This is a genomic window from Rhizobium sp. BK212, from assembly GCF_014197475.1.
GTDB classification, from domain to species: domain Bacteria; phylum Pseudomonadota; class Alphaproteobacteria; order Rhizobiales; family Rhizobiaceae; genus Rhizobium; species Rhizobium anhuiense.
Map to the genome: position 1 here is coordinate 325,085 of NZ_JACIFS010000006.1, position 24,247 is coordinate 349,331.

20 protein-coding genes and 4 tRNA genes are annotated in these 24,247 nt (G+C 61.9%); 13 read left to right on the forward strand and 11 right to left on the reverse strand.

Annotated elements, in window-relative coordinates:
• Positions 1-80: 80 nt before the first annotated feature.
• From dprA to FHT79_RS20965, 4 genes are read right to left on the reverse strand one after another with little or no spacing between them, the layout of a single operon-like run.
• The gene (gene dprA / locus FHT79_RS20950) at positions 81-1,223 is read right to left on the reverse strand and encodes a DNA-processing protein DprA (protein ID WP_183904032.1); all 1,143 of its coding nucleotides are present in this window, start codon (positions 1,221-1,223) and stop codon (positions 81-83) included.
• On the reverse strand, positions 1,223-1,843 hold the full coding sequence (plsY, locus tag FHT79_RS20955; RefSeq protein WP_183904033.1) for a glycerol-3-phosphate 1-O-acyltransferase PlsY: 621 nt from the start codon (positions 1,841-1,843) through the stop codon (positions 1,223-1,225). The genes dprA and plsY overlap by 1 nt, the downstream gene beginning before the upstream one ends.
• A gap of 45 nt (positions 1,844-1,888) precedes the next feature.
• A complete protein-coding gene (locus FHT79_RS20960; RefSeq protein WP_183904034.1) occupies positions 1,889-3,178 on the reverse strand; it encodes a dihydroorotase in 1,290 nt (429 codons plus the stop codon).
• Complete coding sequence (locus FHT79_RS20965; RefSeq protein ID WP_007626148.1) at positions 3,175-4,131, reverse strand: aspartate carbamoyltransferase catalytic subunit; 957 nt, start codon at positions 4,129-4,131, stop codon at positions 3,175-3,177. Before FHT79_RS20965 ends, FHT79_RS20960 begins: the two co-directional genes overlap by 4 nt.
• Before the next feature lie 179 nt (positions 4,132-4,310).
• Here FHT79_RS20965 and FHT79_RS20970 point away from each other — a divergent pair, with 179 nt between their 5' ends.
• Positions 4,311-5,969, forward strand: a complete 1,659-nt coding sequence (locus FHT79_RS20970; protein WP_183904035.1) for an acyl-CoA dehydrogenase family protein — start codon at positions 4,311-4,313, stop codon at positions 5,967-5,969.
• A gap of 191 nt (positions 5,970-6,160) precedes the next feature.
• Here the strand turns inward: FHT79_RS20970 and FHT79_RS20975 are convergent, their stop codons facing one another.
• A complete protein-coding gene (locus tag FHT79_RS20975) occupies positions 6,161-9,025 on the reverse strand; it encodes a ribonuclease E/G (RefSeq protein ID WP_183904036.1) in 2,865 nt (954 codons plus the stop codon).
• Positions 9,026-9,647: 622 nt separating this feature from the next.
• Between FHT79_RS20975 and FHT79_RS20980 the strand changes: the two genes are divergently transcribed.
• The 3 genes from FHT79_RS20980 (at position 9,648) to prfB (ending at position 15,016) form a co-directional block, all read left to right on the forward strand.
• On the forward strand, positions 9,648-10,904 hold the full coding sequence (locus FHT79_RS20980; RefSeq protein ID WP_183904037.1) for an N-acetylmuramoyl-L-alanine amidase: 1,257 nt from the start codon (positions 9,648-9,650) through the stop codon (positions 10,902-10,904).
• A gap of 362 nt (positions 10,905-11,266) precedes the next feature.
• Positions 11,267-13,726, forward strand: coding sequence for a penicillin-binding protein 1A (locus FHT79_RS20985; protein WP_047616584.1), 2,460 nt, complete (start codon positions 11,267-11,269; stop codon positions 13,724-13,726).
• A gap of 158 nt (positions 13,727-13,884) precedes the next feature.
• A protein-coding gene (gene prfB / locus FHT79_RS20990) for a peptide chain release factor 2 (protein ID WP_164735935.1) occupies positions 13,885-15,016 on the forward strand; the annotation gives its coding sequence in 2 pieces (ribosomal slippage) (positions 13,885-13,953 and positions 13,955-15,016; 1,131 coding nt in all).
• Positions 15,017-15,071: 55 nt separating this feature from the next.
• Here prfB and FHT79_RS20995 read toward each other — a convergent pair.
• The 3 genes from FHT79_RS20995 to FHT79_RS21005 are packed head-to-tail and all read right to left on the reverse strand — an operon-like array spanning position 15,072 to position 17,413.
• The gene (locus tag FHT79_RS20995) at positions 15,072-16,091 is read right to left on the reverse strand and encodes a dienelactone hydrolase (protein ID WP_183904038.1); all 1,020 of its coding nucleotides are present in this window, start codon (positions 16,089-16,091) and stop codon (positions 15,072-15,074) included.
• A 34-nt stretch (positions 16,092-16,125) separates the two neighbouring features.
• Positions 16,126-16,635, reverse strand: a complete 510-nt coding sequence (locus FHT79_RS21000; RefSeq protein ID WP_047616589.1) for a hypothetical protein — start codon at positions 16,633-16,635, stop codon at positions 16,126-16,128.
• Between the two features lie 4 nt (positions 16,636-16,639).
• Positions 16,640-17,413 carry an NAD kinase gene (locus FHT79_RS21005; protein ID WP_047616590.1) on the reverse strand — a complete coding sequence of 258 codons (774 nt, stop codon included), beginning with the start codon at positions 17,411-17,413 and terminating at the stop codon, positions 16,640-16,642.
• 157 nt (positions 17,414-17,570) lie between these two features.
• On the opposite strand from FHT79_RS21005, the gene FHT79_RS21010 reads away from it, so the two are divergent.
• Together FHT79_RS21010 and FHT79_RS21015 are read left to right on the forward strand one after the other, a co-directional pair.
• A tRNA-Thr gene (locus FHT79_RS21010) sits at positions 17,571-17,646 on the forward strand.
• A gap of 152 nt (positions 17,647-17,798) precedes the next feature.
• A complete protein-coding gene (locus tag FHT79_RS21015; protein ID WP_174824454.1) occupies positions 17,799-18,212 on the forward strand; it encodes a hypothetical protein in 414 nt (137 codons plus the stop codon).
• Positions 18,213-18,244: 32 nt separating this feature from the next.
• Here FHT79_RS21015 and FHT79_RS21020 read toward each other — a convergent pair whose 3' ends face one another.
• Complete coding sequence (locus tag FHT79_RS21020; protein WP_164735934.1) at positions 18,245-18,382, reverse strand: hypothetical protein; 138 nt, start codon at positions 18,380-18,382, stop codon at positions 18,245-18,247.
• 60 nt (positions 18,383-18,442) lie between these two features.
• Positions 18,443-18,601: a hypothetical protein gene (locus FHT79_RS21025; RefSeq protein WP_164735933.1), complete on the reverse strand. Its 159-nt coding sequence runs from the start codon at positions 18,599-18,601 to the stop codon at positions 18,443-18,445.
• Between the two features lie 207 nt (positions 18,602-18,808).
• On the opposite strand from FHT79_RS21025, the gene FHT79_RS21030 reads away from it, so the two are divergent.
• Positions 18,809-19,549, forward strand: a complete 741-nt coding sequence (locus FHT79_RS21030; RefSeq protein WP_063474328.1) for a hypothetical protein — start codon at positions 18,809-18,811, stop codon at positions 19,547-19,549.
• A gap of 29 nt (positions 19,550-19,578) precedes the next feature.
• Here the strand turns inward: FHT79_RS21030 and rlmB are convergent, their stop codons facing one another.
• A complete protein-coding gene (gene rlmB, locus FHT79_RS21035; protein WP_183904039.1) occupies positions 19,579-20,469 on the reverse strand; it encodes a 23S rRNA (guanosine(2251)-2'-O)-methyltransferase RlmB in 891 nt (296 codons plus the stop codon).
• A gap of 201 nt (positions 20,470-20,670) precedes the next feature.
• Between rlmB and FHT79_RS21040 the strand changes: the two genes are divergently transcribed.
• The 6 genes from FHT79_RS21040 to FHT79_RS21060 all read left to right on the forward strand — a co-directional run bounded on the left by FHT79_RS21040 (position 20,671) and on the right by FHT79_RS21060 (position 24,081).
• Positions 20,671-20,755 (forward strand) — tRNA-Tyr (locus tag FHT79_RS21040).
• A gap of 24 nt (positions 20,756-20,779) precedes the next feature.
• Positions 20,780-20,853, forward strand: a tRNA-Gly gene (locus FHT79_RS21045).
• A gap of 348 nt (positions 20,854-21,201) precedes the next feature.
• Positions 21,202-22,377: an elongation factor Tu gene (gene tuf, locus FHT79_RS21050; protein WP_028757605.1), complete on the forward strand. Its 1,176-nt coding sequence runs from the start codon at positions 21,202-21,204 to the stop codon at positions 22,375-22,377.
• 202 nt (positions 22,378-22,579) lie between these two features.
• Positions 22,580-22,714, forward strand: coding sequence for a hypothetical protein (locus FHT79_RS32415; RefSeq protein ID WP_010069473.1), 135 nt, complete (start codon positions 22,580-22,582; stop codon positions 22,712-22,714).
• 229 nt (positions 22,715-22,943) lie between these two features.
• A complete protein-coding gene (locus FHT79_RS21055; protein WP_047620026.1) occupies positions 22,944-23,837 on the forward strand; it encodes an NAD(P)-dependent oxidoreductase in 894 nt (297 codons plus the stop codon).
• Positions 23,838-24,005: 168 nt separating this feature from the next.
• Positions 24,006-24,081 (forward strand) — tRNA-Trp (locus FHT79_RS21060).
• Positions 24,082-24,247: the final 166 nt, after the last annotated feature.

Sequence of the window (24,247 nt, forward strand, 5' to 3'; positions counted from 1 at the left end):
TGTCGGGGAAATGCAATCTTAGATAGGTTGTCGAAGGTTTTCGACACAGGGGGCAGCAATTCTGCGATATCGTGCAAAGTTCAATCGGAAAGCGAGACGAACCCGCCCTGATGCCGCTGCAGCCTGCCCGATATATCGAGTTCCAGAAGGATGAGATAGACCGCGGATGCCGACAGACCGGTATGGCGGATGACGTCGTCGATCTCGACCGGCGTCGGCCCGAGCGCATCGATGACGCGGGTTCGGTCGGGATCGCCGGGTGGCACCGGGATTGCCTTGCCCTCATGCGCCGGTGCCTCCGCCATCGATGACGAAAACAGGTCGAATTGCGCAAGCGGCGCCAAAGCCTCGACGACATCGGCAGGCGCGGTCACGATCGAAGCGCCGTCCTTCAACAACCCGTTGGTGCCATGGCAGCGCGGATCGAGCGGCGAGCCGGGCACGGCAAACACCAGGCGGCCGAACTCGCCGGCAAGCCGCGCCGTGATCAGCGAGCCGGAACGTGTCGCCGCTTCGACGACGACGAGGCCGAGCGCGATGCCGGCGATCAACCGGTTGCGGCGCGGAAAGTCGCGGGCGCGGGGCTCCCAGCCGAAGGGCATCTCGCTGACCGCCAGGCCGTTGCCGCCGGTGATCTCCTCGAGCAGGCCGATATTCTCCGGCGGGTAGGGCTGGTCGAGACCGCCGGCAAGGGCGGCGATCGTGCCTGTGTCGAGGCTTGCCCGGTGCGCTGATGTGTCGATGCCGCGCGCCAGACCCGAGACCACGGTATAACCCGCCCGGCCGCAGTCGCGCGCCACCATCGCCGCGAATTTCGCGCCTGCGACCGAGGCGTTGCGGGAGCCGACGATGCCGACGGCCGGTCGTTTGGCGGCGGCAAGCGCGCCCTTGACGGCCAGAAGCGGCGGTGCGCCGTCGATCTGTTTCAGTGCCTGCGGATAGTCCGGCTCACCGATGCCGACGAAGCGGGCGCCGAAACGGTGCGCCGCCTCCAGTTCCCGATGCGCTTCGGCCTCGCTGGCAATGCGGATTGCCCGCGTGGCGCCGCCGCGGGCCGAAAGCTCCGGCAATGCGGCAAGTGCTGCCTCGGCCGAACCGAAATGATTGATGAGGTCGCGAAAGGTGGCGGGGCCGATATTGTCGGAACGGATGAGGCGCAGCCAGGCAATTCTCTGCCGTTCGGTCAGTACGACGCCTTTTGGTCCCGCGCTCAGCGCATCCATTATCCCTTTGCCCCGATCTTGCTTTCCGTCCCGTCCATCAGTCGGGAGATATTCGCCTTGTGCTTCCAGTAGGAAATCAGGGTCATGATCGCCATGACGGCCGCAACCTTCTCATTGCCCAGGATCCATAGCGCCACCGGAGTGACGAGCATGGCGACCAGCGCCGACAGCGAGGAGTAGCGGGTGGTGAAGGCGACCGCCAGCCAGACGGCGGCGAAGAGCACGACCATGATCGGCGCGACGCCGAGCAGGGTGCCGATATAGGTGGCGACGCCCTTGCCGCCCTTGAAGCCGATCCAGACCGGGAAGAGATGGCCGATGAAGGCGAAGAAGCCGGCGATGATCGCCGCCTCCTCACCGAGGAAATAACCGACGACCCAGGCCGCCGCCGATGCCTTCAGCGCATCGAGCAGCAGCGTGGCCGCGGCGAGCTTACGGTTTCCGGTTCTGAGCACATTGGTCGCGCCGATATTGCCGGAGCCGATGCTGCGCACATCGCCGAGGCCGGCCGCACGCGTCAGGATCAGGCCGAAAGGAATGGAGCCGAAGAGATAGCCGATGACGGCGGCGATAAGCGCGATCGGCAGGGTGATCTGCCATGACATGAGATTGGATAACATATGCCCCCTCGGCCCTTCGTGACCTATCCTCGGTCCAGCCGTCTCCTAAATTGCGTGGACAAGCTTTCCCGAGACGTATGTCGCGACCGCCCGTCCGCTGAAGCGTGCATCCTCGAACGGCGTATTCTTCGAACGGGAGAGAAGCATGTCTTTGGCGACAAGCCAAGGCTCATCGAGATCGATCAGTGCGATATCGGCCGCCGCACCCGGCTTCAGCGTGCCGGCGGGGAGGCCAAAAATCTCGGCAGGGCGGGTGGACATGGCGTCGATCAGGCGCATCAGGCTCACCTGGCCGCCATGGTGAAGCCTCAGCGCTGCCGCCAGCATGGTTTCCAGCCCGACCGCGCCGTCCTCCGCCTCGGCGAAGGGCAGGCGCTTCGTGTCGACGTCCTGCGGGTCGTGCGAGGAGACGATGATGTCGATCGCGCCGCTGGCAAGGGCCTCGACCATCGCCACCCGGTCGTCTTCCGGGCGCAGCGGCGGATAGAGCTTGAAGAAGGTCCGGTATTCGCCGATGTCGTTTTCGTTGAGCGCCAGATTGTTGATCGAGATGCCTGAGGTCACCTTGGCGCCGCGGCTGCGGGCACGTTCGATCGCCTCGACCGATTGCGGCACCGAGATCATTGCGGCGTGATAACGTCCGCGCGTCAGCTCGGCGATCCTGAGATCGCGTTCGAGCGGGATGAGCTCGGCTTCCCGCGGGATGCCGGAGAGCCCGAGCCAGCTGGCGAAAAGCCCTTCATGCATGACGCCGTTGGCGCCGAGATATTTGTCGCGCGTCTCGCAGGAGACGACGGCGCCGAATTCGCGCGCATAGGTCATGATCCGGCGCAGCACCTGCGTGTCGTGGACGCTGGAATGGGCATCGGTGAAGGCGACGGCGCCGGCCTGCTTCAACAGGCCGATCTCGGTCATTTCCTCGCCGGCAAGGCCCTTGGTGATGGCGGCTGCCGGATAGACATTGACGGCGGCCGTATCCCGCGCCGTCTTCTTGACGAATTCGACGAGCGCGATGTCGTCGATGACGGGATCGGTGTCCGGCATCATGATGATCGAGGTGACGCCCCCGGCCGCCGCCGCCCGGCTCGCCGAGGCGATCGTCTCACGATGCTCGCCGCCGGGTTCGCCGATATGGACGCGCGCATCGACGAGGCCGGGCGTCGCCACAAGGCCCGTGCAGTCGCGGATGACGGCGCCATCAGGCGCGCCCTGATTCTGCGCCGCATGGCCGGCGGCGATGATCACGCCGTTTTCGGCGATGATCGTTCCGACTTCATCGAGGTTGCGCGAGGGATCGACGATGCGGACGTTCTTGAGGACGATCGGGTTGCTCATGCCATCATTCCATCGCTGCGGGGACCCTGGTTCTGCGAGACGAGCAGCGTCTCCATGACCGCCATGCGCACCGCCACCCCCATCTCCACCTGTTCGGCGATCACACTCTGCGGCCCGTCCGCCACCTCAGACGCGATCTCGACGCCGCGGTTCATCGGGCCGGGATGCATGACCAGCGCATCCTCCTTGGCGGCTTTCAGCGTTTCGGCGTCGAGTCCGTAGAAGTGATAATATTCGCGCACCGAAGGCACGAAGGCGCCGGACATGCGCTCGCGCTGCAGCCGCAGCATCATCACGACGTCGGCGTCCTTCAGCCCTTCCTTCATCGAATGGAAGACCTCGACGCCCATCTCGGCGATGCCGGCGGGCAGGAGGGTTGCAGGTGCGACGACACGGACGCGGGCGCCCATCGCGTTGAGCAATAGGATGTTGGAGCGCGCCACCCGCGAATGCAGCACGTCGCCGCAGATTGCCACGATGATGCGCGACAGCTTGCCCTTGGCGCGACGGATCGTCAGCGCGTCGAGCAGCGCCTGGGTCGGATGTTCGTGCTGCCCGTCGCCGGCATTGACGACCGAGCAGGAGACCTTCTGGGCGAGAAGGGCGGCGGCACCTGCGCTCGAATGGCGGATCACCAGCACGTCGGGGCGCATGGCATTCAGCGTCATCGCCGTGTCGATCAGCGTTTCGCCTTTCTTCACCGAGGAATTGCCGACCGACATGTTCATGACGTCGGCCCCGAGCCTCTTACCGGCAAGTTCGAAAGAGGCCTGCGTGCGGGTCGATGCCTCGAAGAAGAGATTGATCTGCGTCAGCCCGCGCAGCGTCGACGTCTTCTTTTCTCTCTGGCGGCTGATCTTGACGGCCTCATCCGCCTTGTCGAGAAGATAGGTGATATCCTGCTCGGTGAGGCCCTTGATGCCGATGAGGTGGCGGTGGGGGAAAAAGACCATGACCTTGCCTCTTGCTGTCTCTGGCGGGTCTATAAAGAGTGCTGCCCGCCGGGGCAAGCATGCGCTGTGGGCAAAGGCTTATGTCCCCATGCATTTTCGCCCGAATTCCGATAGAGCAGAATGAACCGAATCATAACTTCCGGTTTCCCTTTGCCGGGTTCTTACACTAGAAGCGAATTATGACCTCCGCCAACCGGACTGACGACAAACTCGCAGAACTCAACCAGCCGAGCCTGTGGTCCGGCATCAACGCCTATCGATCCGATCCGCTGATCGTCGACCTGACGGCGGCCCTCCCGCGCGGCATCCGCGAAGACCTGGAAAATATGGGCCGCTACGTCACCTCGCCGGAGGCGCAGGAACTGGCGCGCATGGCCAACCAGGGCGCGCCGCAGCTGCGCACCCATGGTCCGCGCGGTGAGCGCCTCGACGTCGTCGAGTTCCATCCCGCCTGGCACGCGCTGATGCGCCGCTCCATGTCGGTCGGGCTGCATTCCTCCGTCTGGGACCCGCAGGCCGATACCGAGGCCAAGGATGAGGCGCACAAGGTTCGCGCCGCGCGGTTTTATCTGACGTCACAGCTGGAATCCGGCCATCTCTGCCCGCTGACGATGACCAGCGCCTCGGTTGCGGCGCTGTCGGCTTCGCCCGCTGTCCAAAAGGACTGGGCGCCAAAGATCCTCTCGCGCAAATATGATTCGTCGAACAAGCCCGCCATGCAGAAATCCGCCGTGACCATCGGCATGGGCATGACGGAAAAGCAGGGCGGCACGGATGTGCGCGCCAACAGGAGCGCTGCCGAAAAGGTCAGCGAGGGTATCTACCGGCTGTCCGGCCACAAATGGTTCATGTCCGCGCCGATGAGCGATGCCTTCATCATGCTGGCGCAGACGAAGGAGGGCATGGGTTGCTTTCTCGTGCCGCGCCTTCTGGAAGATGGTTCCGCCAACGGGTTGCAGTTCCAGCGGTTGAAGGACAAGGTCGGCAACCGCTCCAACGCCTCTTCCGAGGTCGAGTTTACAGACACATTCGGTTTCCTGCTCGGCGGTCCGGATGCCGGCATCCGCACCATCCTCGACATGGTGACGCTGACCAGGCTCGACTGTGCGCTGGCCTCATCGGGCATGATGCGCGCCTCGCTTGCCGAAGCCGTGCATCACACCCGCGGCCGCAGCGTCTTCGGCAAGATGCTGGTCAACCAGCCGATCATGACGCGCGTGCTCGCCGACATGGCGCTCGATGTGGCCGCCGCGACGGCGCTGTCCTTCCGTCTTGCCGACGCCTTCGACAAGGCGCGCGGCAATGCCGAGGAGGCGGCCTATGCCCGCGTCATGACGCCGGTCGCCAAATACTGGTGCTGCAAGATCGCGCCGGCGCTGATCTACGAGGCGATGGAATGCATCGGCGGCAACGGCTACATCGAAGATCGCCCGATCGCCCGCCATTACCGCGAGGCGCCCGTCAACGCCATCTGGGAAGGCTCCGGCAACGTCATGGCGCTTGACGTGCTGCGTGTGCTCAACCGTGGCAAGGATCTGTTCGAAACCGTCTTCGCCGGCCTTGCCCGCGATCTCGGCCCTGCCGGCAAGAAGACGATCGACGTGTTGCGCGCCGCAATCGCGCTGTGTGAACAGGACGAGGGCGCCGCGCGCCTGCTGGTCGAGCAACTGGCGCTGGCTGCCGGTGCCGCCGAACTCTATCGGCTGGGCGCCGGGCGCATTGCCGATGCCTTCATCGAGACGCGCCTTGCCGGCGGCTGGCGCTCCACCTACGGCATGCTCGATTCCCGTTTCGACGCCAGCTACATCGTCGACTTGCTCTATCCGCCGGCGGCCTGATCGCAACCGGGGATGATGGTCGCTCTTCGCCGGCGTCGAGCCGAGCGATAGTGAAGCGCTCTATGCCGTCTCGCTTGCGGTACACAGTGGCAAAGTGCCGCCCATTTCTACTCCCCACGCTATCGCCATAAACGAAAATCCGGCCGCGTCGCCGCGGCCGGATTTCAGTGTTTACGTCCGAAAATCAGCGTTCAGAAGAAGCCACGGCGCTGCCACCAGCCGGCTTTCTTCGGCTTGCCGTCATCGCCGTCGCCATTCTCGACGCGGGTGGTGGATTTCACCGTCGGCTCGGAGGAGGAGATATTGGATTCGCGGTTGGCGCGAACCGGCTTTGCCTCTTCTTGGACTGATGTTTCGAGATCGGCGGAGGCTTCCACCAACTCCGGTTCTGCCTCGACCACAGGTGCGGTCTCCGCCACCGGTTCCTCGACCGGCGCTGCCGCCGGTTTGCGGCGGCCGCGGCTGCGGGCGGGCTTCACATCTTCGGTGATGACCACTGCACTCTCGACGGCTGCCATAGCGGGCTGAGCTTCGTCAGCCTGCTCGGCAATCGCCTCGACAGCTACGGCTTCACCAGGAGCGCCGTCGTTCGAAACGTCGTCACCTTCGTCCTCGTCGCCGCCATTGTCTTCACCGGCTTCGCCGGCCGTCAGCTCGGAGCCATCCTCGGCGCGATTGCGGCGACCGCCACGCTTGCCGCGACGGCGGCGCTTGCGGCGCTGCGATTCCTCGCTTTCAGCGCGCGTCTCGGGTGTGGCTTCGGTGTTTTCATCACCTTCGCCGCCCTCGTCGTCGCCATCCTCATCCTCGTCACCGGCTTCGCCTGCTGCCGATACCGGCTGCTCGGCATTGCCGTTGCGGCCGCGGCGGCGCCTGCGGCGCTTGCGCTTGCGGTTACCGTCACCTTCGCCTTCCGAGCGCACTGCTGCGGGGCGTTCTGCAGCGGCCGGCTTTTCCTCGAGTTCTTCGTCTTCCTCTTCATCCACTTCGATGACGATATCGTCGTCGTCATCTTCGGGAATGGCTGCGAAGTTGAAGAGTGTTTCGATCTTGACCGGGTTTTCCACGGCTTCGCCGCGATCGATCGCGAAATGCTGCGCACCGACCGAACCATCCGCATCGATGACGATCGCGACGCCGAAACGGCTTTCGTAATCGATGATCGTCTGGCGCTTGTGGTTGAGCAGGTAGAGCGCGATGTCAGGCGTGGTGCGCACGGTGATGTTGTGCGTGGTGTTCTTCAGCAGATATTCCTCGATGCCGCGCAGCACATGCAGCGCGACGGAGGACTGCGAACGCACATGGCCGGTGCCGCCGCAATGCGAGCACACCTGCGTGGTCGATTCGAGAACCGAAGCGCGGATGCGCTGGCGCGACATTTCGAGCAGGCCGAAATGCGAGATCCGGCCGACCTGGATGCGGGCGCGGTCGTTCTTCAGGCATTCCTTCAGCTTCTTCTCGACGGCGCGGTTGTTGCGCTTTTCTTCCATGTCGATGAAGTCGATGACGATCAGGCCGGCAAGGTCGCGCAGGCGAAGCTGGCGGGCGATTTCTTCCGCGGCTTCGAGGTTCGTCTGCAACGCGGTATCCTCGATTGAGTGTTCGCGCGTCGAGCGGCCGGAGTTGACGTCGATCGAAACCAGCGCTTCCGTCTGGTTCATGATCAGGTAGCCGCCGGAACGCAGGGTCACCTGCGGCTGCAGCATGCGGTCGAGCTGGGCTTCGATGCCTGAGCGCGAGAAGATCGGGTGGATGTCGCGATAGGGCTGAACCACCTTGGCGTGGCTCGGCATCAGCATCTTCATGAAGTCTTTCGCTTCACGATAGCCTTCTTCGCCGGCAACGATGATCTCGCTGATGTCCTTGTTATAGAGGTCGCGGATCGAGCGCTTGATCAGCGAGCCTTCCTCATAGACGAGGCAGGGAGCGGTGGACGCCAGCGTCAGCGTGCGTACGTTCTCCCACAGGCGCATCAGATATTCGAAGTCGCGCTTGACCTCGACCTTGGTGCGGTTGGCGCCGGCGGTGCGAAGAATGACGCCCATGCCCTGCGGTACCTCGAGCATGCGCGCGATTTCCTTCAGGCGCTTGCGGTCGGCAGGGTTGGTGATCTTGCGGGAAATGCCGCCGCCGCGCGCCGTGTTCGGCATCAAGACGGAATAGCGGCCGGCGAGCGAGAGATAGGTGGTAAGGGCTGCACCCTTGTTGCCGCGCTCTTCCTTGGCGACCTGCACGAGCAGGATCTGGCGGCGCTTAATGACTTCCTGGATGCGGTACTGCTTGCGCGGCTTGCGCTGCACGCGGTCCGGCACTTCTTCCATCGCGTCTTCGGCGCCGACGGATTCGATGACTTCCTCTTCGCCGTGATCGTCATCGTCGTCATCATCATCGTGGCGACGCTTGCTGGTATCGACGTCCTCGGAAATCTCGTCGGTTTCTACCATGGCGGCCATCGCGCCGCCGGTCGAGCCGTCATCCTCGTTGTCGACGGTCGAAGCGCCTTCGGCTTCGACGTCTGTGGGAACGGCGTCCTCGGTCGCGGTCGTTTCGGCGACCGGTTCGGTCACCTTCTTGCGGCTGCGGCGCGGCCTTGCCTTCTTGGCCGGCGCTTCGTCTGCGGCCTCGGGCGATGCCGCTGTCGTCTCTTCCGTTACGGCAGCCGCTTCCGGCGCCTTTGCCGGAACGATGCCGACATCCGGCTGATCCTGCTTGGAAAGATCGACCATCGGCGCGGTTTCGACATGCTCGACATCTTCGTCGCGGCGATGCTCTTCGGCTTCGGCACGAAGCAGTGCCTGACGATCGGCAAGCGGTATCTGGTAATAGTCGGGATGGATTTCGGCGAAGGCCAGGAAGCCGTGCCGGTTGCCGCCGTAATCGACGAAGGCGGCTTGCAGCGAGGGCTCGACCCTCGTTACCTTTGCAAGATAGATGTTGCCGCGGATCTGCTTCTTGTGCTGGGACTCGAAGTCAAATTCTTCTATGCGGTTCCCGCGAACGACAACGACGCGCGTCTCTTCCTCGTGAGACGCATCGATAAGCATTTTGTCTGCCATGTAAGCTGTGCTCCTCGGCGTGGCCGCGAGAGCGCATTCCCGACTGCTGTTGAAACAGAAAGAATGCGGTCCACTGTAGCCGCGCCGGATAATGAAAGTCGCGCCTGATGCGAGGGGGAGGGCAGCAGCCAGACAGCAGCCGGAACCATTTCGGTCCGGGGCCTGTACACTTCAGATAAAACCTGCTGCGAAACCATCAACAACCAAGCGTGATCGACAAATACGAAGACCCGTTCGGGTCCGATGAGTTTGCTCCCTGAGAGCGTGGTGGCTGATCCACCAATGAATTCCGACAATAAGCCGGAAAATCAGGATCCAGTTCTAGGGATGAAGCGCATGAGACGGCGGACGATGACCGATGTGGCGCCAGGTCCTGATCTGGCTGGCAGCCTTTGCGGCGACTCTATCCCGTCAACACTTTACCCTGAAATTCGTTGTATGTTTTCTGTGTCACAATAGCAAGGGAAAAGCCAAATGTGCCATAATATTGATGGATTTCGTAACGCATAGAAGCTGGGGATAAAGTGATCGCGATTCGGCAGGCTAACGGGTGTTTCGTCACGGGGACGTTCGCTGCAGCCGCGTCGGGTTCATGGCAATTCAAATAGGGTGTGGCGGTTTATTGTATAAGAGGGCTCGGATCGCGGCGAAATCCGCAGCGCGGCGATCGACATTCGCAAGGCGGGTTCTGACGGCAACGCTTCTGGCCGCCAGCCTCCTGGCCGTTGCCGGCTCCGTCGAAGCCGGAGATCCGCTGCTCGCCTATGGTGCGCGCATCGTCGGCGACGACGCCAGGACCCGCATCGTCATCGACTTCGATCGCGAACCGCGCTTCTCCGTCCACTATATCGCCAATCCGGAACGCATCGTCGTCGACCTGCCGGCCACCGCCTTCGGCTTTCCGGCGAAGGATCTTGCCGCCCGCGGCCTGTTCAAGGACATCCGTTACGGCAAGATGGACGAGGAAAGCGCCCGCATCGTGCTGACGACGGCAAGGCCGGTTAAGCTGGCGCTCGCCAAAGTGCAGGCCGACGAGGCAGGCAAGGGGCATCGCCTCGTGCTCGATGCCGAGATGATCGACAAGCAGGCCTTTGCCGAGCTGGTGAAGACCCAATCCTGGAACGATCAAACTGAGGCGGACCAGACGACCAGCGCCATTCCGGCAGCTGAGAAAGCCGCTCCCGGCGATTTCGTCATCGCCGTCGATGCCGGCCATGGCGGCATCGATACCGGCGCGATCGGCGTCGACACCAAGACCGAGGAAAAGCAGGTAACGCTCGCCTTCGCCAAGGCGCTGACCGACCGGTTGAACAAGGAGCCGGGCATCAAGGCCTTCCTGACGCGCGAGGATGACGAGTTCCTGTCGCTTTCGCAGCGCGTGCTGATCGCCCGCCAGAACCATGCCGGCCTGTTCATTTCCCTGCATGCCGACACGCTGAAGCAGAAAGATATCCGCGGCGCGACCGTCTACACGATCTCCGACAAGGCATCCGACAAGCTCGCCGCCGACCTTGCCGATCGTGAAAACCTTTCCGACCAGATCGCCGGCAAGGAGACGGTCGCCGAGCCGCCCGAGGTAGCAGACATCCTGCTCGATCTGACTCGGCGCGAGACCCAGGCCTTTTCGATCTCGCTGGCCGAGAGCGTGCTGAATTCCTTCAAGGATCAGGTTGGCACCATCAACAATCCACACCGTCACGCCGGCTTTCGCGTGTTGCAGGCCCCTGACGTGCCGTCGATCCTTCTCGAGCTCGGCTTCCTCTCGAATGCCGATGACGAGAAACTGCTGCTCGACGAGACCTGGCGCGACAAGATCGCCGGTCTCTTGACCGACGCAGTGAAGCGATACCGCGCCGCCGTCATGGCGAATGGCGGCTAATCCATGCCACGCAAAGATCTGTAGCGGGTTCTGGCATGGCGACATGCATAAAAAACAACGACTTAAAGCGCGTCACATGAATCAAGTTCTGAGCAAGATGCCTCAGATTGGCGGCGGCGACGGCGTTGCTTGGATGTGACAGTTCTAATGAAACGCTGCCGCAGCGGTGAATGCGGCGGGCAGAGCCCTATTTTGCTCACATTCGCGCCGTTACTCCGGCTTATGTTTCGTAGGCCTGAGGCGCGGAATCGGCTTGTGGCGGTAACGCTCATGGAGTAAGCCGCGCAACGTGCAAATTGCCTTGATCCATGCAATCGTTGCGTCTGCGCCGATTGAAGATCGAAAAGACCGGTAGCTGAAATATGGTTAGACTTTTTGGATATTTCTTCGGAATGGCCTGCGTCCTGTTTCTGGTCGCGGCGGCGGGTGTTGCCATCTATATCACCAATGTCGCCAGGGATCTGCCGGACTATGCCGTTCTGAACAGCTACGCGCCGCCGGTGACCACCCGCGTTCATGCCGGCAACGGCGCTCTGATGGCCGAATACGCCAAGGAAAAGCGTCTTTTCCTGCCGATCCAGGCCATTCCCGACCGCGTGAAGGCCGCTTTCCTGTCGGCCGAAGATAAGAATTTCTACAATCACCCGGGCGTCGATCTTACCGGTCTCGGCCGCGCAATCCTCGTCAACCTGCAGAATTTCGGCTCCGGCCGCCGTCCGGTCGGTGCCTCCACCATCACCCAGCAGGTCGCCAAGAACTTCCTGTTGAGCTCGGACCAGACGATCGACCGCAAGATCAAGGAAGCGATCCTCTCCTTCCGCATCGAGCAGGCCTATAGCAAGGACAAGATCCTCGAACTCTACCTGAACGAGATTTTCTTCGGCCTGAATTCCTATGGCATCGCCGGCGCAGCACTCACCTATTTCAACAAATCCGTCACCGAACTGACCGTCGCCGAGGCAGCTTACCTGGCCTCGCTGCCGAAGGGCCCCGCCAATTATCATCCTTTCCGCCACCCGGAAGCTGCGCTCGAGCGCCGCAACTGGGTGATCGACCGCATGGTCGAGAACGGCTATGTCAGCCAGAGCGACGGCGAGGAAGCCAAGAAGCAGCCGCTCGGCGTCACCGCCCGCACCACCGGACCGTCGCTCTTTGCATCGGATTATTTCGCCGAAGCCGTGCGTCGCCAGCTGATCGACCAATATGGCGAAAAGGTCCTCTATGAGGGCGGCCTTTCAGTGCGCACGTCGCTCGATCCGCAGATGCAGCTCGCTGCCCGCAAGGCGCTGCAGGACGGTCTGGTCACCTATGACGAGCGCCGAGGTTTCCACGGCCCCCTCAAGCAGATCGATGCAAGCGGTGATTGGGGCAAGGCGCTTGCCGATATCCCCGCACTGTCCGACGTACCGGAATGGCGGCTTGCCGTCGTGCTCGCCGTGTCCGACAGCAATGTCGACATCGGCCTGCAGCCGGCCAAGGATGGAAGCGGCAAGGTCGCGGCTGAGCGTCAACGCGGCACGATCGATGCCAAGAACATGCAGTGGGCCTTCCGTTCGGCCGACGGCGCCCGCAAGACCGCGAAGTCGCCGGTCGGCGTCCTGGCCCCCGGCGACGTCGTTTATGTCGCAAAGCTCGGCGACGACGCCTCAACCTCCTACCGCCTGCAGCAGCCGCCGAAGGTGCAGGGCGGCCTGGTCGCCATGGACCCGAAGACCGGCCGCGTGCTGGCCATGGTCGGCGGCTTCTCCTACTCGCAGTCCGAATTCAACCGCGCCACCCAGGCGATGCGCCAGCCGGGCTCCTCGTTCAAGCCCTTCGTCTATGCGGCGGCGATGGACAATGGTTATACGCCGGCCTCCGTCATCATGGATGCGCCGATCGAGATCGTCTCGGGCGGCCAGGTCTGGAAGCCGGAAAACTACGGCGGCGAAGTCGGCGGGCCCTCGACGCTTCGCTCGGGCATCGAGCATTCGCGCAATCTGATGACGGTGCGCCTCGCCAATGATCTCGGCATGAACATCGTCGCCGAATATGCGGAGCGCTTCGGCATCTACGATCACATGCTGCCGGTTCTCTCCATGTCGCTCGGCGCCGGCGACACGACGGTGCTGCGCATGGTCTCGGCCTATTCGGTGATCGCCAATGGCGGCAAGCAGATCAAGCCGACATTGATCGACCGTATTCAGGACCGCTATGGCAAGACGATCTTCAAGCATGAGGAACGTCTGTGCGAGGGCTGCAATGCCGGTGACTGGCAGAACCAGGAAGAGCCGAATGTCGTCGACAATCGCGAAACCGTTCTCGACCCGATGACCGCCTACCAGATCACCTCGATGATGCAGGGCGTCATCCAGCGCGGCACCGCCGCCGGCAAGATCGACCTCGGCGGCCGCGACGTCGCCGGCAAGACCGGCACCACCAACGACGAGAAGGATGCCTGGTTCGTCGGCTTCACGCCGGATCTGGTTGCCGGCCTCTATATGGGCTTCGATACGCCGGCCCCGCTCGGCCGCGGCGGCACCGGCGGCGGTCTCTCCGCCCCGATCTTCAACGAATTCATGCAGGCCGCCGTCAAGGATACGCCGGAATCCAAATTCGTCATCCCGCCCGGCATGAACCTGATCCCGATCGACCGCAAGACCGGCATGGCTGCCGCGGACGGCGATCCGAACACCATTGTCGAGGCTTTCAAGCCCGGCACCGGCCCGGCCGACAGCTTCTCCGTCATCGGCATGGACAGCACCATGGCGCCGGAGGAGATCCTGAAGACCTCGCCGCAGGCCAACCAAGCCGTCCAGACCGGAACGCCCGGCCTGTTCTGACCGTCGCCGAATTTTGGAACGCTTGCCGCGGCCCTTTACATCCGCGGCGGGCGTCTCTAGAGCATTTCCAGCAAAAGTGCGCAGCGGTTTTGCGTCCGGAATTGCGTGAAACAAAGACGTAAACCAGCACTTGAAGAGACCGAGCAGAGAAGCGGAAAATGCGAGCGGAAATCGAAAACGTAGTCGATGAAACCAAGCAGGCTATCACCCTGCTGAGGAGGCATCTTTGACTGGGACCAGGCGATAAGACGACTGGACTGGTTGAACAACAAGGCAGAGGATCCGAACCTCTGGAACGATGCACAGGAAGCGCAGAAGCTGATGCGCGAGCGCCAGCAGCTCGATGACGGCATCAACGGCGTCAAGCAACTCGAACAGCAGCTGAACGACAATATCGAGCTGATCGAGCTTGGCGAGGAAGAGGGCGACCAGGGCGTCGTCAAGGAAGCCGAGGACACGCTGAAGGCCTTGAAGGCCGAGGCCGCCCGCCGCCAGGTGGAGGCGATGCTCTCCGGCGAAGCCGATAGCAATGACACCTATCTCGAAGTCCATTCCGGCGCCGGCGGTACCGAAAGCCAGGACTGGGCCAACATGCTGTTGCGCATGTACACCCGCTGGGCCGAACGCCAGCGTTTCAAGGTCGAGCTTCTCGAAGTCCATGACGGCGAAGAAGCGGGCATCAAATCCGCGACCCTGCTCGTCAAGGGCCACAATGCCTATGGCTGGCTGAAGACGGAATCGGGCGTGCACCGGCTGGTGCGCATCTCGCCTTACGACAGCAATGCGCGCCGCCACACCTCATTCTCGTCGATCTGGGTCTATCCGGTTGTCGACGACTCGATCCAGATCGAGATCAACGAAAGCGACTGCCGCATCGATACCTATCGTTCGTCGGGCGCCGGCGGCCAGCACGTCAACACCACCGACTCGGCCGTGCGCATCACGCATATCCCGACTGGTATCGTCGTGCAGTGCCAGCAGGAGCGTTCGCAGCACAAGAACCGCGCCAAGGCGTGGGACATGCTGCGTGCCCGCATGTACGAAGCGGAACTGAAGAAGCGTGAGGACGCCGCCAACGCCGAAGCCGCCTCCAAGACGGATATCGGCTGGGGCCACCAGATTCGCTCCTACGTGCTGCAGCCCTACCAGTTGGTGAAGGACCTGCGCACCGGCGTCGCCAGCAGCGCCCCGGATGATGTGCTCGACGGTGATCTGAACGAGTTCATGGAAGCAGCCCTTGCCCACCGCATCAGCGGCGCCGCCGACGCGGTCGTCGAGGATGTCGACTGATAGGGTACAGCAGAATCGAGACACGAAAGCCCCGGAGACGGGGCTTTTCTTTTGCTCAGACCATGGCGCTGACGTCGCTGTCTTGAAACAGCGCGGCCGACAGATCGGCAATCTCGTCATGAATGGCGGCGCGCTCGATGCCCGGGGGATCGATAAAAAGTTCTGCCGCGAAGGCGAGGCCGAGCGCCGTGCCCTCCGGCACGAAGACATAATGTCCAAGGCCGCCGCCGAAGATCTTAAGAGCGCTGTGCCGCAGCCGCGCATGCAGCCATGACGAACATTCTTCGGCCGGTGCCGCCCTGTCGGCATCGCCGACCAGGATGAGGGCGGGCGCATCGACAGCCTTCAGGCTTTCCTCGCTGAAACAGAGAACGGACCGGCCCGGCGCGCAGACGAGCGCGGCCTTGATTCTCTCGTCCCGGTAGGACTGCGACACGCGCGACCATGAATCGCGAAACACCTCGCTGGTGCGCAGCAATGTCGGGATATGGTCGGCAAGGTCGGGAAATTCCCTTGGTCCGCGCGCACCATCCGGCTTCATCCTGGACGGTTCGAACTGCGAGAACTGGGCGATAGCGCCAAGCAGCAGCATCACGCTATAGGCTCCGGCCGAAAATCCGGCCGCAAACACGCGGGCCGTTTCGATATGGCCCGACAGATTGCCGAGCCAGTCATCGCTGTGGTCGAGCATGTAGCTGAGGTCGGGTGCCCGCTCCCAAAGGCAGGCAAAACCTTCGGCGCGATAGGGCTCGATACCGGTATTGCCGTGATGGCTGACGCCGAGCGCTGCAAATCCGCGATCGACCAGGCGTCGCGCCAGCCACTCCAGTCCGGCCGCGGATCCGCCGGTGCCGTGCGACAGAAGGACGAGGGGGTAGGGCCGGGCCGCCGGCCGGATGGGCGCATCGCGGGCAACAGTCGCCTTCTGAAACCAGCTTCTTTCCGTTATATCGCTTTCCCGGGCGTCATCGGCAGCCGGGTACCAGAGCGACCAGTTGATCGGCCTGGGGCCGGCTGCGTCCCAATTCGACCTCTTCTTGTCGTAGAGGATGCCCTCGCGATAGCCCAGTTTCATCGCCCAGATGTCTCTCCGAACAATTCCCAGCCGTTCAATTCGTCGCCTTCTCCACGGTGATGTCGCCGAATTCGTCGATCAGCACGGTCCAGCTATCCGGCTCGGCGGCGGGATCGGTCTTCAGATAGATCGTGGCAAACAGCCCCGGCTCCTTGATGATGCCGTTCGAATTCTCCGGGCGTATATCGGTAACGTAAGGCTTCAGGTCGCTGATTTCCTGCAGTTCGATGGTCGAGGCGATCGCCGGGCCGGTCTCTGTCTGGGCAATCTGCTGCAGGTAGACCTTCGAGGTCCTGTCGGCCTGGCGGACGGCAAAGAGCTTGTAGTAGCCGTGGCGCTGGGTGGCCTTTCCCTCGGGGTTGGCGACGCTCTCGGCACCCATCGGCGCCCGCTCGACATCAGGTGCGTTGCCGTCATCCTCCCAATAGCCGGTGCTGGTCGCGAAAATCACCGATGCCGGCAGGATGGCATCCTGCGCCGGGGCGGCTGCGACCGACCATCCCAATAGGAAAATGGTGGTCGTCAATATCCCTCGCATGGCCATCGTCTCAATCCTTGAACTGCTCGGCGAGAATACGGTCGGACCAGGAGCGGTCGGGATCGGAGAGGATGCGCGCCGTCATATGCTCCGACTGGGCGATTCGGATATGCAGCACCGACTTGACCTCGGTATTGTCGGCCACGGCGTTCACCGGCCGCTTCTCCGGCTCGAGAATGTCGATATCGACGGTCACTTTGTTCGGAAGCAGCGCGCCCCTCCAGCGCCGCGGCCTGAACGCGCTGACCGGCGTCATCGCGAGCAGCGGCGCTTCGAGCGGCAGGATCGGGCCATGGGCGGAAAGATTATAGGCCGTCGATCCGGCCGGTGTCGCCACCATCAGCCCGTCGCAGATGAGTTCCTCCAGGCGGACGCGCCCATCTATCATGACCCGCAGATTCGCCGCCTGATAGGACTGGCGAAAAAGATAGACCTCGTTGATGGCCAGCGCCGTCGAGTTGGTGCCGTCGGCATTGGCCGTCGTCATCTGCAATGGCCGGAAGACGTTTTCGACGGCGAGGCAGATGCGTTCCTGAAGCTGTTCGGTGCGATAATCGTTCATCAGGAATCCAACCGAACCGCGATTCATGCCGTAAACCAGTTTGCCGGAGTTCATGGTGTGGTGCAGCGTCTGCAGCATGAAACCGTCGCCGCCAAGCGCGACGATGACGTCGGCTTCGTCAGCCGGCACGTCACCATAGAGGCGAATCAGCTCCTCGCGAGCGGCAAGCGCCTCCGTCGTTGGTGAGGCGAGAAAGGATAGCGTCTGAAATGAACGGCCCATGCAATGCCCTTTATGATGCTGTCCTAGCTAAAGGATAAAGGCCTTGTACGACAAGGACGTTTTCTGCCGCGAAGCGTTTTGAGCCGCAGCCGACCTGTTCGCGCAGGCACGGATTTCCCTTTACAGAATCATAGAATCTGCTAGTTGGGCAATTATTGCCCTTGTAGCTCAGTTGGTAGAGCACCTGATTTGTAATCAGGGGGTCCCGGGTTCGAACCCTGGCGGGGGCACCAGCCTACGCTCTGTGAGCTTCGGCTCGGCGAGCTGAAGAAAGCTGCTAAGCGGAGGCGCCGCCTTCGCAGGCCATAACCTCGGTTCGACACTGCTTTGTTCGATCGCACCCAGCAGATTTTTTTAATAGCCCGCATCGCTCGATGAACCGCGCGTGAAGGGCTGCTTCAGCGCCAATTCAGCCGCGCCCGACTATCTTCGCCTCATCATCAATGAGGAAACAGCCATGAGGCTCGCACATCTCTTTCTCGCCGCAACCATTTCAGTCGGTGGGGCTTTCGCGTCCGTCGCACCGGCGGCCGCCATGCCGGTCGAGCGGCCGGCAGTGTCGGCACAGGGCGATATCGTTCAAATTCGTGATGGCTGGCGACGTGATCGCGACCGTGACGATGGTGACGACCGTGGCTGGCGTGACGACCGTGGCTGGCGCGACGAGCGCGATTGGCGCCGCTCCGATTGGCGCGATGATCGCCGTCATTGGCGGCGGTGGCGTGCCGAGCGTTGGCAGGAACGCCGCGAGTGGCGCGATCGTGATCGCGGCATGCCTTTCTGGCTCTACCGCAGCTGAAGATAAAGGCCCGGATCATTCGGGCCTTTATTTTAATGCGCGATAGGTTCATTGACGCTCGCCTCGATCCTGTCGCCATTGCCGGTCTCTCCGGCGCCCGATGGCGACATCATCGCGATGCTGAGCACGGAGACGACCATGAAGGCGACGACGGCGATCATTATGCGCATGAGCGTTCAATCCTCGTTCGATTCTTTAACGCGTAAGCGCCCTCCGCGTTCCGGCCGGGATTATTGCACCGGTCCCGGCGTCGCGGGGCCGGGCGCCGTCGGCGACAGGGGATCGGGCTGGTGGATGGGATGCGAGGTGTCCACCCAGATGATGCTGAGAATAATCACGACGAAGACCGCGACGAAGAGGATACCGAAAATCAGCGGTCGAATGGCCATGATGGGAATCGTTCCTTCTTGCTTCTGACCGGTCGCGCCAACCGGTCATCGCCCGATCATAGTGTTCCGGAAGGTCTTTCCAAGGCAAAAGTGGATTTCTCCGGCATCGGCCAGGCGTTGCACGGGTCTTGCCGGCATCCGTTTCCCATCTGTCGCGCCGGATCGAACCATGTCAGAGATACCGAAGCATTTCAGAGGCGGACTGTGATGAAGCGGACGATCAAGACATCGACTATCCTTGCGGCACTGATTTCCTTGGCCGGAGCGTCCGAAAGCCCGGCACCGTTCGACAGGCCGATAAAAGTGGACGTCGTCGCGCTGCCGAAGGACGAACTCAATCCTGATGCAAAGCCGAAGATCACCTGCAGCCGTTATCCCGCCTTCATGGTCAAGGAAGTCGATCTCGGCGAGGTCGGAGCCGAAAAGCTGGCGCTGCTTGCCGCCGATGCGCCCTGTGAGCGCGCCGACGAACGCGAGCGGGTGATCGAGGACGATATAGCCGGTTATCTCATGGGCGTCAGCGGCGGTTTCGTCTTCTTCCGGGCAGCGGACGGGTGGAACGGCGGACTGCCTTTCGTCGTCTACGATGCGGCGACGGGCGAGCGGCTACTCGACGATTCGTTTGAGGGCGACAATTTTGCCGCGATAAGGAGCGGGAAGGGGGAGCTGACCCTCGACTTCCGCCGCGTCTACACGGCGTCCTGCTCGCTCTATCTCGATGGTGCTGCCTGCGCAAAGGCGATCGCCGCCGACACCGGGCTGCCGCTGAAGCAGCTGCCGGATTGTGCCTCAGCCTACAAGGCGGAAATCAAACGCAGCCCCGGCCACGCTGGTGAAATCGAGAAGCTGCCGAGCGTGATCGTCTATCCCGTTGAGGTGGCCTATGTGGCCGGCGATACACTGCGCCGACCGCTGGACGGACCTGCCAGCTGCCAGACGCCGAGCTGAGCAGGAGCGCGGCGTCCGAGCAGGCCAGCCTATGCCTTCAGGTGGAGACGCGCCGCATAAAGCGCGATCGCTGCGGCATTCGAGACGTTGAGCGATTTGATCGCGCCCGGCATATCGAGGCGGGCAAGTGCGTTGACGGTTTCCCGCGTCTTCTGCCGAAGTCCCTTGCCCTCGGAGCCGAGCACCAGCGCCACCTTCTCGCCAGAGAAGGTGCCTTCGAGCGGCGCCGGCCCTTCCGAATCGAGGCCGATGGTGGAGAAACCGAGCTTGTGCAATTCGCCGAGCGCATCCGCGAGATTGGTGACCTGTATATAAGGTATCAGCTCCAGCGCGCCGGAGGCGGACTTGGCGAGCACGCCTGACTCGGTCGGGCTATGTCTCTGGGTGGTGATAACGGCGCCGGCATTGAAGGCGACGGCTGAACGCATGATCGCGCCGACATTGTGCGGATCGGTCACCTGATCGAGGACGAGCAGGAGAGGGCTGTCCTTCAGCGCTTCGAGCCGGCGTACCGGAAGCGGCCGTGTTTCCAGCATGACGCCCTGATGGATCGCTTCCGGGCCGAGCACCTTATCGATCTCCTGCGGCGAGACGATTTCGAAGGGAATGCCGAGCGTTTCGACGTCGACTTCGAGCCGCGCCAGCGCATTCTGCGTCACGAACAGCTTGATCTTCCTGCGCTCGGGATTGTCGAGGGCGGCGCGCACCGTATGCAGGCCGTAGAGATGCACCTGATCGGGGGCAAGAGCCGGCGGCTTCCAGTCCTCAGCCCCGCGCCTGCGCTTCTGCGGCTGAGGTGTCGGAATCTCGCCGCGTTCGCGCTTGGCGTCACGGTGGGCGCGCCGCAGATTGGCGTAATGCGTATCCTTGGCGGATGGGTCTGTCGCGGACTTGCCGCCGGATTTGTTGTCTTTGCTCATGCGGCTTTATAGCTATGGCGCTCGCCGCCGCATAGGCTTTCTTTCATATGCCGGCTTTCGGCGGCGAATGAAATTTTTCGTGTTTTTTCCGTTGTCATCGTGTTGACAGACTGAAATGCTCCGGTCATATACGCGGCGCAGACGACGGGCGGCAACGCTTCGAAGTCTGACGAACTTGGTCTAGCGATCCGGACGAAAACTGGAGAGATGCCCGAGTGGTTAAAGGGGACGGACTGTAAATCCGTTGGCTCAGCCTACGTTGGTTCAAATCCAACTCTCTCCACCATTCGTCATCGGATCGGACCACCCCGCGGGTATAGCTCAATGGTAGAGCAGCAGCCTTCCAAGCTGAATACGCGGGTTCGATTCCCGCTACCCGCTCCAGTTTCCCTGAAGCCAGTTCATACGACCGCCGCCGCGGTAGTTTTTGGATGTTTCCGCGCTGGCGGTGAATTCCACGATGGCGGCCATCGCCTGACGGGCGAGGGGCGGTCGGCGCCGACCGTCTGAGCTTCGTCCCCCAGTCGTCCATGCGATTTTCTCTGAGATTTCAGGGATTTTCGAGGGCACTTAGGCGAATCGCCTTGCAGGCGGCGAATTGTCTCCCATATGCGCTGTCAGGCCAAGAATGGCGTCTGCAATTAAGTCTTGCGCAATGTCGCCGAAAGCCTTAAACGGCGGCACTAAACCGGTTCGCCGGGGCCCACCATTTCGTTCACAGGAAGCATTCAAATGGCAAAGAGTAAGTTTGAGCGCAACAAGCCGCACGTCAACATCGGCACGATCGGCCACGTTGACCACGGCAAGACGTCTCTGACGGCAGCGATCACGAAGTACTTCGGTGAGTTCAAGGCGTACGACCAGATCGACGCGGCTCCGGAAGAAAAGGCTCGTGGCATCACCATTTCGACGGCCCACGTCGAATATGAGACGCCGGCCCGCCACTACGCGCACGTCGACTGCCCCGGCCACGCCGACTACGTCAAGAACATGATCACCGGTGCTGCCCAGATGGACGGCGCGATCCTGGTGTGCTCGGCCGCTGACGGCCCGATGCCGCAGACGCGCGAACACATCCTTCTGGCCCGCCAGGTCGGCGTTCCGGCGATCGTGGTGTTCCTGAACAAGGTCGACCAGGTTGACGACGCCGAGCTTCTCGAACTGGTCGAGCTCGAAGTTCGCGAACTGCTGTCGTCCTACGACTTCCCGGGCGACGATATCCCGGTCGTCAAGGGTTCGGCGCTTGCTGCTCTCGAAGATTCGGACAAGAAGATCGGCGAAGACGCGATCCGCGAGCTGATGGCTGCGGTTGACGCCTACATCCCGACGCCTGAGCGCCCGATCGACCAGCCGTTCCTGATGCCGATCGAAGACGTGTTCTCGATCTCCGGCCGCGGCACGGTTGTGACCGGCCGCGTCGAGCGTGGCATCGTCAAGGTTGGCGAAGAAGTCGAGATCGTCGGCATCCGTCCGACCTCGAAGACGACGGTGACCGGCGTTGAAATGTTCCGCAAGCTGCTCGATCAGGGCCAGGCCGGCGACAACATCGGCGCGCTGATCCGCGGTGTGAACCGTGACGGCGTCGAGCGTGGTCAGATTCTCTGCAAGCCGGGTTCTGTCAAGCCGCACAAGAAGTTCATGGCGGAAGCCTACATCCTGACGAAGGAAGAGGGTGGCCGTCATACGCCGTTCTTCACCAACTACCGTCCGCAGTTCTACTTCCGCACGACCGACGTGACGGGCATTGTGACGCTGCCGGAAGGCACGGAGATGGTTATGCCGGGCGACAACGTCACGGTTGCCGTCGAGCTGATCGTTCCGATCGCGATGGAAGAAAAGCTGCGCTTCGCTATCCGCGAAGGCGGCCGCACCGTCGGCGCCGGTATCGTCGCTTCGATCGTCGAGTAACTTTCGAGTTATCCGCAATTATGAAGACCCCGCTGGAAACAGCGGGGTTTTTCATTTTCATCGCTTCCGGTAGGTTTAACAGGTGTTGTAAAAATATCGTTAAATTGGCCTGTCACAGTATTTTGTTCATCTCACATTCAGAAACCGGTTTGTGAATGGCCCATTTTAGTCCAGACTCCTTCTTGCAAAGAGGAGAGCCCGGATGATTCCAAAGGCCACATTCGCTGCGACGATATTCGCTATGTATGTTTTCACGATGTTTTTCATCGCTGCAATTCCGCAAGAGGTTGTTCAGGCAGCCGGAGTGCAGGTCAACGAGATAAGCGTCGTCAAGTGACGACGTTGGAGTTAAGCGTCGTCAAGTGACGACGCTGGAGGTAAGTGTCGTCAAGTGACGACCCTTGCAGAGCATCGCAGCCTTCTGCGATGATCGGAAATGATCGGCCAGGCGCTCCCGGATAGGATGCTCCTGGCGACGCGGGGGTGAACCCTTGCACGACGCTCGCTTGCTCTTCGCGCGGAAGCGTCTCACTATGCCTCCGATTTCATGACGCGGAGGATATTCCATGAAGAGACGCATTCTGTTCACGGGCGGTTCGGGCAAGGCAGGTCGCCATACTGTGCCATGGCTCGTCAATGCCGGTTACGAGGTTCACAACCTCGATCTCGTGCCGCTGGATAGCCCCGGCGTCACCAATCTCATCGCCGACATCACCGACAGCGGTCAGGTCTTCAACGCGCTCTCGATGCATCGCGATTTTCCCGATCTCGATGCGGGCAGGGGCGTGCAGCCCTTTGATGCCGTCGTGCATTTCGCCGCCATCCCGCGCATTCTGATCAAGCCCGACAACGAAACCTTCCGCATCAACACGATGGGCACCTACAATGTTATCGAGGCGGCGGTGAAGCTCGGCATCAGGAAGATCATCGTCGCGTCGAGCGAGACGACCTACGGCGTCTGCTTCGCCGAAGGCCATCGCGATTTCCACCATTTCCCGCTGGAGGAGGACTACGACGTCAATCCGATGGATTCTTACGGCCTTTCCAAGGTGGTCAACGAAAAGACGGCGCGCGCCTTTGCCGAACGCTCGGGTTTCGACATTTATGCGCTGCGCATCGGCAACGTCATCGAGCCGCACGAATACGAGAAATTCCCCACCTTTTTCGCCAATCCTGAGATGCGCAAGCGCATCGCCTGGAGCTATATCGACGCCCGCGACCTCGGACAGATCTGCCATCTGTGCATCGAGAAGGACGGCCTAGGCTATCAGGTCTTCAACGCCGCCAACGACACTGTCTCGGCCAACACGCCGTCGAAGGAGCTTGCGAAGCGATTCTTCCCGAACGTGCCCTTCACCCGCGAGATCGGCGAATATGAGGGTCTGCTCTCCAACCGCAAGATTCGCGAGGTGCTGGGCTTTAAGGAAGAGCACGATTGGCGGAAATATGTGAACCTCTGAACGGATCTTGGTCGCGCGGTGGAAAAGCCTACTGCTCGCATATGAGGAGAATGGCTTTGAAAATCGAAAATCGTGCTTGCCAATCCCGTGCCGTCGTCTTAAAGGGAGCGCCATGCTTTTCAGCAGCGATTTGCGGGCCTTGGCCCTGGCGCTGAATGACAGGTATGAAGGGGTATAGCTCAGTTGGTAGAGCGGCGGTCTCCAAAACCGCAGGTCGTAGGTTCGAGCCCTACTGCCCCTGCCATTCTCCTTGATGCGGGACAGCGCGGACATGCTCGCGGCATTCCGGCCGGGGATTGATGGGTGGTAAGTAATTTCGTTAAACTTCGGTTTCCCTCTTGTGTATTCGGAAATCGGTGTTTATTTAGGGTTCAACAGACACGCGGTGCGTGGGGCTGATAGTTTCAGCT